Consider the following 12,299-nt stretch of genomic DNA (forward strand, 5'->3'; position numbering starts at 1 on the left):
AGCAGGCGCGAGCCCGCCCGGCACCCGGCCCGTCAGGGGTCAGGCGCGCAGCGCTTCAGCAGCAGGAAACGGGGGATCGGCGGCAGGCCGAGGTGACGCTTGACACCCGTGCGGCACCGGCTCGCTTGGGCATCAGGAGGGAGAGCGGGCGCAGCAGGCGCCTCGCACTGCATCGGCTGACGAGGCCCCGGTCACCCGGCGGTGTCCGGTTCGCGGTCTCGGCTCAGCGAGCAGTTGAAACAGTGTTTCGTTTTTTTGATTTCGGGTCAACGCCGGGCTATCCCTGAGGGCATTGATCTGCGGGGCGGGACCAACCCGCGGACAAGGTTGTCAGCTGCCAGCCGCCGGGATGACGCGCCCGGCCTTCATGACGAAGTCGACCTTTTCCATCAGCCGGATGTCGGCCAGCGGGTCGCCCTTGACGCCGACGATGTCGGCCCAACGCCCGGGCGTGATGGCGCCCAGCTGGCCGTCCTGGCGCAGCAGCTTCGCGGCGTTGATGGTCGCGCTCTGGATGGCCGCCATCGGGGGCATGCCGGCTTCCACGAGATAGCCGAACTCCCTGGCATTGGCACCATGCGGGCCGACGCCCGAGTCCGTGCCGAAGGCGATCTTCACGCCGCCCTTCCAGGCCCGGGCCAGCGCCTGCTGCACGAGGATGCCCACGCTGATCGCCTTGAGCCGCACGACTTCGGGGAAATAGCCCGGCTGCTGCGCCTTCTCGCTGGCGAAACGCCCGGCCGACAGCGTCGGCACCAGCCAGGTGCCGTGCTGCTTCATCGCCGCCACGACCTCGTCGTCGAGATAGGAGCCATGCTCGATCGAGTCCACGCCGGCGCGGATGGCGCGCAGCATGCCCTCCTTGCCATGGGCATGCACGGCGACGGCAAAACCATAGTCCTTGGCCGTCTCGACGACGGCCTTCAGCTCGGCGTCGGTGAACTGCGGGTTGACGCCGTTGGTGGCCAGGCTCAGCACGCCGCCGGTGCCGGTCAGCTTGATGAGGTCGGCGCCTTCCTTGTAGCGCTGGCGCACCGCCTTGCGTGCCTCGTCAGGCCCGTTGATGACGCCCTCGGCCGGGCCGGGGTCGCCGCGCAGCTGGTTGTTCAGGCCGTTGCTGGGGTCGGCATGGCCGCCCGTGGTGCCGATGGCCTTGCCGGCGGCGTAGATGCGCGGGCCGGTGATCCAGCCCTTGGCCGTGGCATCCCGCAGGCTGATGGCCAGGCCGTCCGGCGCGCCCAGGTCGCGCACGGTCGTGAAGCCGGCATCCAGGATGCGGCGCAGATAGACCGTCGCATGCAGGGCCGCATCCGCCGGGTTCTGGAAGAAGCGCTCGGCGTAGGCGCCCGGGTTGCTTTCATGGCTGACGTGCACATGCGCGTCGATCAGCCCGGGCATCACCGTGCGGTCCTTCAGGTCGATGAGCCTGTCGTAGCCCGCCGCGTCGGCATAGCCCGGCTTGACCGCGCTGATCTTGTCGCCGAAGACGACGATGGACTGGCGCTCCAGCACGCGGCCGGCCTCGGTGTCGACGAGGCGGCCGGCATGAATCAGCGTCTCGCCCGGGGCGGCGACGGCGGCGTTGCAGGCAGCGAACAGCAGGGCAAGGGTGAAGCGGCGCATGACGACCCAAGTGAGCGGCAAAGAAAGCCGCCCGCGAGTGTCGTGCCGCTCAGCCGCCGGCCGGCCCCTGGATGACCCTGACCGAGTCCGTCCCGAAAGTCACGGTCTGGCCGGCGCGGATCTTGGCCGTCTTGCGCAGCTCGACCCGGCCGTCTACCTGCACTTCGCCGGCCGCGATCAGCACCCGCGCCCGGCCGCCGCTCTCGACCAGGCCCATGGCCTTGAGCAGCTTGTCGAGCTCGATGTAGTCGCCGCGCAGCGTCAGCTCAAGCATGCTGGGCTTTCTGCGCCGCTTCGCGGATGGCGGTCAGCGTCGAGCGCGAAGTGCTCACGTCGCTGGACAGGCGCAGATGCAGCAGCGCCGGCTTGCCCGCCGCGATGGCCGCATCCAGCGCCGGCCCGACCTGCTCGGTGCTGTCGGCCTTGAAGGCCACGAAGCCGAAGGCTTCGGCCAGTTTGGCGAAGTCGGGGTTGAACAGATCGCTGCCCGACACGCGGCCCGGGTACTCGCGCTCCTGGTGCATGCGGATGGTGCCGTAGGTGCCGTTGTCGACGATGACGACGAGCAGCTTCCTGGCGCCATAGCCCGTGGCCGTGGCCAGCTCCTGGCCTGTCATCAGGAAGTCGCCGTCGCCGGCGATGTTGACGACCCAGCGGTCCTGCAGCAGCGCGGCGGCCACCGCGGCGGGCACGCCATAGCCCATGGCGCCCGAGGTCGGTGCGAGCTGCGTCTTGCCGAAGCGGTGCAGCCCCGTGTAGCGGTGGAAGCGATGCAACCAGCCGCTGTAGTTGCCGGCGCCGTTCGTGAAGATCGTGCCTTCGGGCAGCTTGGCGTCGATGAGGCGGATGACCTCGGCCATGTCCAGCGGCGCCACGGGTGCCGGCACGAGGTTGGCCTGGTAGTCGGCATTGGCCGCGGCCGTCCAGTCGCGCCAGGCGACGTCAGTCGGCGGCGCCAGTGCGGCCAGCGCCGGCGCGGCCTGGCTCATGCTCGCGTTGATGAGCAGCTCGCCCGTGTAGACGCGGCCCAGCTCCTCGGCGCCGGCGTGGATGTGGATGAGCTGCTGCGTGGGACGCGGTGCCTGCAGCAGCGTGTAGCCGCCGGTCGTCATCTCGCCCAGGCGCGGGCCGACGGCGAGGATGAGGTCAGCCTCCTTCACGCGCGCGGCCAGCTTGGGATTGATGCCGATACCGACGTCGCCGGCGTAGTTCGGATGGCCGTTGTCGAACAGGTCCTGGAAGCGGAAGGCGCAGCCGATGGGCAGCTGCCAGGCTTCGGCAAAGGTCTGCAGCGCGGTGGTCGCCTCGGGCGTCCAGCCACCGCCGCCGGCGATCACCAGCGGCTTCTTCGCCGCGGCCAGGCGCTCGCGCAGCTCGGCCAGGGCCGCCGGCGTGGGCGCGGCTTCGGCGGGGCGAGCCGGCGCGACGATGGGCGCCGTGATCGGCTTGGTCAGCATGTCCTCGGGCAGCACCAGCACGACCGGGCCAGGCCGGCCCTGCATGGCGGTGTGGAAGGCGCGGGCCACGTACTCGGGCAGGCGCTCGGCGTCATGCACCTCGCCCACCCACTTGGCCATGCCCAGCGTGCCCGGGCCGAACATCTGGCGGTAGTCCACCTCCTGGAAGGCCTCGCGGTCGCGCTGGTCGCTGGCGACCTGGCCGATGAAAAGGATCATCGGCGTCGAATCCTGGAAGGCCGTGTGCAGGCCGATGCTGGCATTCGTCGCGCCCGGTCCGCGCGTCACGAAGCAGATGCCGGGCCGGCCCGTCAGCTTGCCCTGAGCCTCGGCCATGAAGGCCGCGCCGCCCTCCTGCCGGCAGGCGATGAAACGGATCTTGTCGGCGTACTCGTGGAAGCCGTCGAGGACCGCCAGAAAGGATTCGCCGGGCACGCCGAAAGCGGTGTCGACGCCCTGGGCGATCAGCGCCTCGACCAGCTTGTGGCCGGCAAGGGCGGGGGTGGTAGCTTGTCTAGTCATGTGGGGACTTTAGCTGGCGTCGCGGCCTCGCATGCCCCCTGAGCATGGGCTTGCCCGTCAGCGGGTCGCCCCGTCGATGGCGCGATCGATGGCTTTTTCCTTGAGGGTGTCATCGCGCGTGATGCCCAAGGCCTTGTGGAGCGACGACGGCCCGCTGCTAGCCTCGGCAGGCTTGGGAACGGGCGTGGCGGGCACGACGGTGACAGAGCCGCCGGTCACGGCCTGGTCGCGGTAGCCGGGCGGGCATTCGGCATTCGTGTAGGAAATCTCCTGGCCCTTGACGCATTTGCGCAGGCCACCTGGCCGGGCCTTGGGCCCAGAGGCACCCGCCGCCGGGCGACTGTCGGTCGAAGCTTCGGCCAGGCTCTGGACCTTGGCGGCCGACGTCCCCAGCCAGGCCTGCAGCGGCTCCCGCTGTTGCCAGGCCAGGCCGAGGGCGCCCACCAGGAGCAGTGCAATGACAAGACCGCGAATCGACATGGAAGGCGCAGATGAAGTGGATGGTGTCCACTTTAGCGGCGATGCCTGCGGGCGCCGCCAGACCGGCTCAGTCGTCGACGGCCTCGATGCCCAGCTGCCGCATGCGTTCCACATGCGCCTGCATGACCTGCAGTTGCTCGGCCGAATGCCCCTGCCACTCCAGCACTTCGCCCGCCACACGCAGGGGCGATTGGCTGCGGTAGGACTGGGTCGGGTTGCCCGGGAACTTCTTGTCCGTCAGGTTGGGGTCGTCGGCGATCTCGCCGGTCGGCTCGACGACATAGATGCGACCGCGCCCATCCCCCACTGCCAGCTCGGCACCCCAGACCGCCGCCTCCAGCGTGGCGGACAGGTAGACGTGGTTCGCCTTCCGGCGCGTTCCGTAGTTGGACGTGTGGCCGACCTGGATGAGGTCACCCACCTTCAGGTCGGCCTTGGTGCCGTGGTAGTAGCGCGGGGCGCTCGGGTCGATGTCTTGCGTCATCGCGGACTAAGCCCTCACCAGGCCCTGCCACGACCAGTGCGGCAGCCTCAGGTCGTCGGGCACGGTCTGGCCGCGGCTCGGGTAGGCGGCCATCGCCTGCGTCGTAGCCCAGGCGAAGTAATCATGCAGCACCTGGCGCAGCTCGGCGTCGGCCACACCGACGTCGGCCAGTGCCTCATCGAAGCAGGCAATCGCGCGACTGTCCATCTCCTCGTGCGGGCCGTTGCCACTGTGGCTTCGCACGACCGCCGAGTGGCTGCCGAGCTGCCCGCTGTACAGCGCCGGGCCACCCCAGGCCTCGGCCCAATAGGCCGCGAGGCGCTCGGTGTGCTGCGGATGGAAGCCATGGCTGAAGGCATGGGCGACGACTTCGTCGGCCAGCACCCGCGCGTGCCAGGCCCGGGCCAGGCGCAGCACGGCATCCTGGCCGCCGAGGGCATCGAACAGACTGTCTTGTCGCATGGCTCCTCCTGGCCAAATCGGGCCGCGACGATGCCCGGCACCAGGCCGCCCGTCAAGCCGGCGCGTTCAGGTGGCCGCAGCCACCATCGCGCGCCGCCGCGCCAGGCCCATGCCCACCAGGCCGGCCGACGCCACGCCCATCAGCAGGGCGGCCGCCGAGCCGGCGAACACGCCGCGCGGCATGCCGTGGTCCAGGATGGCGCCGAACACCGGCGCGGCCAGCGCGAAGCCGATGTCCAGGCCCGAATAGACGGTGCCATACACCCGGCCCGTCGCTCCCGGCGGCGAGGCGCGCTTGATCAGCATGTCGCGCGAGGGGCCGGCCAGGCCGGTGCCGAAACCGGCCAGCGCCGCGACCGTTGCCGCCAGCAGGCCGGACAGCACGCCCGTCGCGACCAGCAGCAGCAGCCCCGCGGCCAATGCCAAGGCCAGCGCGATGGTGCGCTCCAGCCGCTCCGCCTTGGCCACCAGGAAGCCGCCGCAGACCATGCCGGCCGCGCCGGCCAGCATGTAGCCGGTGACGACATAGGCCGTCAGTGCCAGCGGCAGGCCGTAGATCTGGTGCAGGGCCGGGCTGGCGAAGCTCTGGATGGCCGACAGCGCCGCCGTGCTCCAGAAGAAGAAGGAGAAGCACAACCAGACCGAAGGCAGCTTCAGGAAGGCCATGGGGTGCTCGACCTGAGCGCCGGCGGCAGGCTTGGCGTGCCCCCACGATCCTTGACGGTCATCAATGGCATTCCGCTGCCAGAACAACAGGCCCATCACCGCCAAAGCGACCAGGGCCGTGCCCAGGTACGCAAAGCGCCAGTTGCCCGTGGCCTGGGCAATATTCATGGAAAACACTGGCGCCAGCGCCCAGCCCAGGTTGCCGCTGATGCCGTGCACCGAGAAGGCATGACCCAGGCGCGGCTGCGACACGCGCTTGTTCAGGATGGTGAAGTCGGCCGGGTGGAAGGGCGCGTTGCCCACGCCGGCCAGCGCCGCCGCCAGCATCAGCCCGCCAAAGCCCTGGGCCAGGCCGGCGGCGACAGAGGCGAGGAAGAAGCTCGCCATCGCGGCAAACAACACCGGGCGCGCACCGATGCGGTCGACGATGAAACCCGACAGCGCCTGGCCGGCGCCCGAGATGACGAAGAAGGTCGTCACCAGCAGGCCGAGCTCCGAGTAACTCAGCCCGAACACGGCCTTGAACACCGGAAACAGCGGCACCAGCAGCATGTGAAAGAAATGGGAGGTGCCATGGGCGACACCAATGGTGGAGATCGTCGTGACGTCGCGCCGGCGCTGCAGGCCGGCGTCGAGAGAAGAAGCAAGGGTTGCACTCATGACCCTACTCTAGGCAACGCCGAATCGGCGCAGTTACGATGATTCGTCAAGTTCTGTCGAAATCCAGCCACCCGATCGCCGTGTCCTCCAGCCGCCGCAGCTTCCCCGCCTTCTCGCCCGAGCTCTTCGCACCGACGCCCGACCGGCCTCTGCGCGCCAAATCGCGGCTGCTGGAGCATCTGGCCGACATCCAGCCCCACCGCCATGACTGGGCCCAGCTGGTCTTCTCCATGACCGGCGCGGTGCGCGTGAATACCGAGGTCTCCACCTACATCGTGCCGCCGTCGCGGGCAGTGTGGATCCCGCCCGGCATCGTCCATGCGGTGACGGCCATCGAGCAGTGCGACCTGCGCACGCTCTACCTCGGTCCCGCGCTGCTGGCCGGCGAGACCTGGCAGGTGGGCCGCGTGCTGGAGGTGTCGCCGCTGCTGCGCGAGCTGGTGCTGGCCCTGCCCGCCGTGCCCGACCCGGCACCGCAGGAAAGCCACGAGGACACCGCGCGGCGCCGCGGCATCGAACAGCTCGTGCTCATCGAACTGCAGCGTGCCCGCTCGCTGGCACTGGGCGTCGCCCTGCCCCAGGATGCGCGCCTGCGCAAACTCTGCGAGGCCATGCTGAACGAGCCGGGCCGCCATGCCGGCCTCGACGAATGGGCCGCCGAGGCCGGCGCGAGCCCGCGCACGCTGAGCCGGCTGTTCCGCGAGCAGCTTGGCACCAGCTTCGCGCAGTGGCGCTCGCAACTGCTGCTGGCCCATGCGCTGACGCTGGCGGCGCGCGGCCGCCCCATGAGCCATATCGCGGCCGAGCTGGGCTATGCCAGCGCCAGCGCCTTCACGGCCATGGTCACTCGCACGGTGGGCATGCCGCCGAGCCGGTTCTTTGCCGAAGCCTGACGGCGGACTCCGCTATTTGGCTGGTGTTGGCGGCGACCCAAGGGCGAATGCAGTCAGCTCCCCCGCGCAGCCCAGGTAGAACAGCACCAGACCCACGACGAGCGTGATCGCGTGAGGGAAGGCGAGGTGGGGCATGAAGCCGGCGAAGCGATAGAAGCCGTTCGCGCCCCTGGCGGTGATGGCCTTCGGTGCGACGGCCCCATTGCCAAGCGTGCGGTGCGCCGTCGACCACGACCAATCGATGCGTGGGCTGGACACCTGCTTGTCGCCTGCGGCGGCCGCGTCGTACTGATGCATTTCGATCTCGCGCATCCGCACGTAGTGGCGCATCTGATGCCGCTTGCCGGCATGCTCGATGATCCAGAACGCCACGCTGCTGGCGGCGGCGATCAGGAAGTAGCCATAGGCCCGGTACTGGAAGCCCAGGCCCAGGGCCGCCAGGCTGAGCGTCACGCCCCAACCCTTGACGGTCAGCATGCGCTGGTCAAAGTCCGCGATCGACTTCACCAAGGCAAAGTACTCTTCCTTCTCGTATCCGTCAGCCATGACGCCTCCCGGTGCGTGTGAGCCGGCTTCAGTATTGGAGGCTCAAGCTGCACGCCACATCCTCAGCTTGGAGGATGGGCCGCGTGGCCGCCGCTGGCGCCGGCTCAGCGGCGCTTCTGGGCAAGCAACTCTCCCCCGACGATCCGCCTCTGCCGGGCGGCGCGCGGGTATCGCGCTGCAAAATATTTTCTTTCGACCGCGAATCCTTTTCGCCAGCCGGCGCCTCTTAGTGTCCGAGGGTCGTCCTCGATGCACTTGGAGTTGAACCATGTTCTATGTGAAGAATGTTCCGACCGGCGAGCGCGTGCTGCGCGTGCTGGCGGGCGCCATGGCTGCCGGCCTGGGCCTGACGATGCTGGGTGGCGCGGCGGGTTGGCTGGTCGCCGCGAGCGCCATCGGCCTGGTGGCCTCGGGCCTGTTCGGCTATTGCCCCGCCTGCGCCCTGGTCGGGCGCAAGCTGAAGTAGCCGTGGCCCTGGCCGCCCATCACCTGCCCTTGCTCGCCGCCGCCCACGGCGGCGACCCAGGGGCGCTGGAGCAGTTGCTGCGCATCACGCGGCCGGACATCCGCCGCTATGCCCAGCAGCACTGCCTGCTCAGCGACGTGGACGACGCCGTGCAGGAGGCCCTGCTCATCGTCGCGCGCAAGCTGCCGTCGCTGCGCGTGCTGGCGGCCTTCTCGGGCTGGGCCATCCGCCTCGTGCAGCGCGAATGCCGTCGACTGGGCCGCGTCACGCTGCGCTACGACCCCTACGACGAAGAGAAGCTGGAGCAATGGCTGGTCGCGCATGACGAGGTGGGCCTGCGGCGCGAGTTGGTGGCGGCACTGGAGTCGCTGCCGGCCCACTACCTCGAGGTCATGCTGCTGCGCGACGTGGAAGAGATGACCATCGAGGAGATCGCCACCCGCACTGGCCTGACGCGGCCCAACGTGAAAAGCCGCCTGCACCGCGCCCGGGCGCTGGCACGGGAGTACCTGCTCGGAGGGCGGCCCGCCCGTGGCTGACGGGCGGACTTCCTGCCGTCCGACTTGGCACCGGCATGCCCGGTGAAAGCATGGTGACCTCCATAACTTCGGAGACATCCACCATGAATCGACGCCACTATGTTCTGGGCGCGGCCACGCTGCTCGCTGCCATCTCGGCCCCCGCCCTCGCGCAACGCGGCGATGACGACGGCGAATTCGTCATCCTGCAGGCCCGTTACGGCACCGACCGCAACCACGTCGACGTGACCGACCGGCTGCGTGAGTTCGCGCGCCGCGATCGCCGCGTGAAGCTCACCAACGACCTCTTCGGCGTGGACCCCGACCCGGGCCGCGACAAATACCTGCGCATCTACGCCCGCGACCGTGACGGCCGTGAGCGCCGCTTCGACTACCCCGAGCGCGCCTGGATCGACGGTGGCCAGTTCACCGCCTGGGGCGGTGGCCGCTGGGGTGACAAGAACTACAACGGCGGCTGGGCCGGCAACCCCTATCGCGACCGCCATGACGGCGGACAGTTCACCATCGTCGCCGCCAATTACGGCAACCCGGGCCGCGAGGTGGATGTGACCGGCCGGCTGCGCGAACTTGCGCGCCGCGACGAGCGTTTCCGCATGGGCAATGACACCTTCGGCGTCGACCCCGACCCGGGCCGCGGCAAGCGGCTGATCATCATTGCGCGCGACGGCAACGGCCAGCAGCGCAGCTTCGAGTACGCCGAAGGCAGCACCGTCGACGGCGCCCAGTTCACCGGCTGGGGTCGCGGCGACTGGGGCCGCTGACCGTCTCGCGTTACCAACCCTTACGACGGCCCACGCCCATGGGCCGTCTGCGCTGCCGCGGATCTGCGCGTTGTGACATGGCGCGTGCGACGATCAGTCGCACCATAACAAGGAGAACGCCATGAGAAGACGCCAATGGACTCTGGGTGCGGGCAGCGCCCTCTTTGCCGGCCTGCTGGCTGGCGTGGCATTGCCGGCCACGGCCCGCGATGACGACGACGGCGAGTTCGTCATCCTGCACGCTCGCTACGGCGGCGAGCAGAACCATGTGGACGTGACCGGCCGCCTGCGCGAGCTGGCGCGCCAGGACCGGCGGTTCCGGCTGACCAACGACCTCTTCGGCGTTGACCCCGAGCCCGGCCGCACCAAGACGCTGCGCATCTTCGCCCGCGACCGCCAGGGCCGCGAACGCAACTTCGATTTTCGCGAGCGCGATTGGGTCGACGGTGCCCAGTTCGTCGGCTGGGGGCGCGGCAACTGGGGCGATTCCAACTGGCAGGGTGGCTGGCAGGGCGGCGCCAACAACGCCGGCGGCGGTGACCGCCATGACGACGGCCAGTTCACCATCCTCTACGCCACCTATGGCGCCAGCGGCCGCGACGTGGACGTGACCGACCGCCTGCGCGAGCTGGCACGGCGCGACCAGCGTTTCCGCCTGACCAACGATCTTTTCGGCGTGGACCCGCTGCCGGGCCAGACCAAGATCCTGCGCATCTTTGCCCGTGACCGCAGCGGCCAAGAGCGCGTCTTCGAATACAGCGAATACGGCACCGTCGACGGCAACCAGTTCGTCGGCTGGGGCCGCGGCGACTGGGGCCGTGGTGGTCGCGGCGGCAACCGGGGCCCGACCCGCCCGAGCGGCGGTCGTCTCGTCATCGAAAGCGCCAGCTACGGCGCGGAGGGCCGCTGGAAGGATGTGACCCAGGCCCTGCGCGCCCAGATTCGCGGCGAACGCTTCGAGGCCGAGGTGCGCAACGAGCTTTTCGGCTTCGACCCCGCACCCGGCCACCGCAAGCTGCTCAGCGTCACCTATCGGCTGGGCAATGAGCCGCCGAACACGGTACGCGTCAGCGAGCGCGACACCCTTCGGCTGCCCTAGCGCCGATGGCGCTCGCTGATCAGCACCGTCGGGAAGCTGACCGGTAGCGTGCGCGGATAGTCGCGGCTGAAGTGCAGGCCGCGGCTTTCGTGGCGCATCAGGGCGGAGCGGACGATGAGCTCGGCGCATTCGACAAGATTGCGCAGCTCCAGCAGGTCGCGCGTAACGCGGAAGCTGCCGTAGTAGTCGTCGATCTCGCCGCGCAGCAGCGCGATGCGGTGCAGGGCCCGCTCCAGGCGCTTGGTGGTGCGCACGATGCCGACGTAGTTCCACATCAGCAGGCGCAGTTCGTCCCAGTTGTGGGCGATGACGACCTGCTCGTCGGCGTTCTCGACCTGGCTCTCGTCCCAGCTCGGGATGGGCGCGGACTCCAGCGGAGCGTGCGCGAGGATGTCGCCGGCGCAGGTCTGGCCGAGCACGACGCATTCCAGCAGCGAGTTGCTGGCCAGGCGGTTGGCGCCATGCAGGCCGGTGTAGCCGGTCTCGCCCACTGCATACAGGCCGGGCAGGTCGCAGCGGCCCAGCAGGTCGGTCACGGCGCCGCCGCAGGTGAAGTGCACGGCCGGCACGACGGGGATGGGCTGCCTGGCGATGTCGATGCCGAGCTTGAGGCAGCGGGCGTGGATGGTCGGGAAGTGCTCGATGAGGAAGGCTTCGCCGAGATGGGTGGCGTCCAGCCACACATGATCCAGGCCGTGCTTCTTCATCTCGAAGTCGATGGCGCGGGCGACGATGTCGCGCGGCGCGAGTTCCATGCGCTCGTCGTGGGCCGCCATGAAACGGGTGCCATCGGGCAACTTCAGGTGGCCGCCTTCGCCGCGCAGCGCCTCGGTGATGAGGAAGCTGCGTTCCTGCGGGTGGTAGAGGCAAGTCGGGTGGAACTGGATGAATTCCATGTTCGCCACGCGGCAGCCGGCCCGCCAGGCCATGGCGATGCCGTCGCCGGTCGAGGTGTCGGGGTTGGTCGTGTAGCGGTAGACCTTGCCGGCGCCACCGGTGGCCAGCACGACGGCGCGCGCCGGCAGGGTCTCGACGCGCTGGGCGTCGATGTCCAGCGCATAGACGCCGTAGACGCGCGGCACTTCGTCGCGCTGCACGTGGCGCGACGTGATCAGGTCCAGCGCCATCCAGCGCTCGCGCAGCGTGATGTTGGGATGCTTGCGGGCCACGTCCAGCAGTTGGTCGTGGATGGCCTTGCCGGTGGCGTCGGCGGCGTGGGCGATGCGGCGTACCGCGTGGCCACCCTCGCGCGTCAGGTGCAGGCCCATGGGGCCGGTGTCGTCGGTCGTGAAGGGCACGCCCTGGTCGACCAGCCAGCCCACGGCGGCGGCGCTGCGCTCGGCGATGAAGCGGGCCGTGGCTTCGTCGACGAGGCCGGCGCCGGCGTCCTGGGTATCGCGCACATGGCTCTCGATGGAGTCGTCGCTGCCCAGCACGCCGACGATGCCCCCCTGGGCCCAGGCGGTGGCGGCCTCGGTCAACTCGCGCTTGGCGAGGATAACGACAGGCACGCTGTCGGCCAGGTGCAGGGCCACGGTGAGGCCGGCCAGGCCGGCGCCGATGATGACGACGGGGGCGTCTTGGGGAGCAGCAGTCATGGCCGGGCATTGTCCAGCAGGGCTGCAAGCCCCAGGCCAGGGT

General features: G+C 69.6%; 14 protein-coding genes. 5 read left to right on the plus strand and 9 right to left on the minus strand.

Translation table 11 applies throughout. The features are described from left to right. Positions 1-330: 330 nt before the first annotated feature. The 7 genes from AC1D2H_RS02120 to AC1D2H_RS02150 all read right to left on the minus strand — a co-directional run bounded on the left by AC1D2H_RS02120 (position 331) and on the right by AC1D2H_RS02150 (position 6,354). Positions 331-1,623, minus strand: a complete 1,293-nt coding sequence (locus tag AC1D2H_RS02120) for a metal-dependent hydrolase family protein (protein WP_478009701.1) — start codon at positions 1,621-1,623, stop codon at positions 331-333. A gap of 49 nt (positions 1,624-1,672) precedes the next feature. After that, complete coding sequence (locus tag AC1D2H_RS02125; protein WP_478009702.1) at positions 1,673-1,897, minus strand: RNA-binding S4 domain-containing protein; 225 nt, start codon at positions 1,895-1,897, stop codon at positions 1,673-1,675. Then, complete coding sequence (locus AC1D2H_RS02130; RefSeq protein WP_478009703.1) at positions 1,890-3,602, minus strand: thiamine pyrophosphate-binding protein; 1,713 nt, start codon at positions 3,600-3,602, stop codon at positions 1,890-1,892. The genes AC1D2H_RS02125 and AC1D2H_RS02130 overlap by 8 nt, the downstream gene beginning before the upstream one ends. Before the next feature lie 57 nt (positions 3,603-3,659). Continuing rightward, positions 3,660-4,082, minus strand: coding sequence for a hypothetical protein (locus AC1D2H_RS02135; protein ID WP_478009704.1), 423 nt, complete (start codon positions 4,080-4,082; stop codon positions 3,660-3,662). A 67-nt stretch (positions 4,083-4,149) separates the two neighbouring features. Continuing rightward, positions 4,150-4,566 (minus strand): NAD(+)--rifampin ADP-ribosyltransferase, encoded by a 417-nt coding sequence (gene arr, locus AC1D2H_RS02140; protein ID WP_478009705.1) that lies wholly within the window; start codon positions 4,564-4,566, stop codon positions 4,150-4,152. 6 nt (positions 4,567-4,572) lie between these two features. Beyond that, positions 4,573-5,028, minus strand: a complete 456-nt coding sequence (locus AC1D2H_RS02145) for a group II truncated hemoglobin (protein ID WP_478009706.1) — start codon at positions 5,026-5,028, stop codon at positions 4,573-4,575. Positions 5,029-5,094: 66 nt separating this feature from the next. Beyond that, entirely contained in the window at positions 5,095-6,354 is a 1,260-nt protein-coding gene (locus AC1D2H_RS02150) for an MFS transporter (RefSeq protein ID WP_478009707.1), read from the minus strand. Positions 6,355-6,392: 38 nt separating this feature from the next. Between AC1D2H_RS02150 and AC1D2H_RS02155 the strand changes: the two genes are divergently transcribed. Beyond that, on the plus strand, positions 6,393-7,247 hold the full coding sequence (locus AC1D2H_RS02155; protein ID WP_478009709.1) for an AraC family transcriptional regulator: 855 nt from the start codon (positions 6,393-6,395) through the stop codon (positions 7,245-7,247). 12 nt (positions 7,248-7,259) lie between these two features. On the opposite strand, the gene AC1D2H_RS02160 is transcribed toward AC1D2H_RS02155, so the two are convergent. Continuing rightward, positions 7,260-7,793 (minus strand): hypothetical protein, encoded by a 534-nt coding sequence (locus AC1D2H_RS02160; RefSeq protein WP_478009710.1) that lies wholly within the window; start codon positions 7,791-7,793, stop codon positions 7,260-7,262. Positions 7,794-8,061: 268 nt separating this feature from the next. On the opposite strand from AC1D2H_RS02160, the gene AC1D2H_RS02165 reads away from it, so the two are divergent. The 4 genes from AC1D2H_RS02165 (at position 8,062) to AC1D2H_RS02180 (ending at position 10,658) form a co-directional block, all read left to right on the plus strand. Beyond that, positions 8,062-8,259 (plus strand): YgaP family membrane protein, encoded by a 198-nt coding sequence (locus tag AC1D2H_RS02165; protein WP_477928733.1) that lies wholly within the window; start codon positions 8,062-8,064, stop codon positions 8,257-8,259. Positions 8,260-8,261: 2 nt separating this feature from the next. Then, positions 8,262-8,798 (plus strand): RNA polymerase sigma factor, encoded by a 537-nt coding sequence (locus tag AC1D2H_RS02170; RefSeq protein WP_477928732.1) that lies wholly within the window; start codon positions 8,262-8,264, stop codon positions 8,796-8,798. A gap of 83 nt (positions 8,799-8,881) precedes the next feature. After that, positions 8,882-9,559: a hypothetical protein gene (locus AC1D2H_RS02175; RefSeq protein ID WP_477928730.1), complete on the plus strand. Its 678-nt coding sequence runs from the start codon at positions 8,882-8,884 to the stop codon at positions 9,557-9,559. A gap of 121 nt (positions 9,560-9,680) precedes the next feature. Further along, positions 9,681-10,658, plus strand: coding sequence for a hypothetical protein (locus tag AC1D2H_RS02180; protein ID WP_478009711.1), 978 nt, complete (start codon positions 9,681-9,683; stop codon positions 10,656-10,658). Here the strand turns inward: AC1D2H_RS02180 and nadB are convergent. Further along, positions 10,655-12,256 (minus strand): L-aspartate oxidase, encoded by a 1,602-nt coding sequence (gene nadB, locus AC1D2H_RS02185; protein ID WP_478009712.1) that lies wholly within the window; start codon positions 12,254-12,256, stop codon positions 10,655-10,657. The genes AC1D2H_RS02180 and nadB overlap by 4 nt on opposite strands. Positions 12,257-12,299 lie beyond the last annotated feature (43 nt).

Source organism: Roseateles sp. P1_C1_2 (assembly GCF_056406535.1).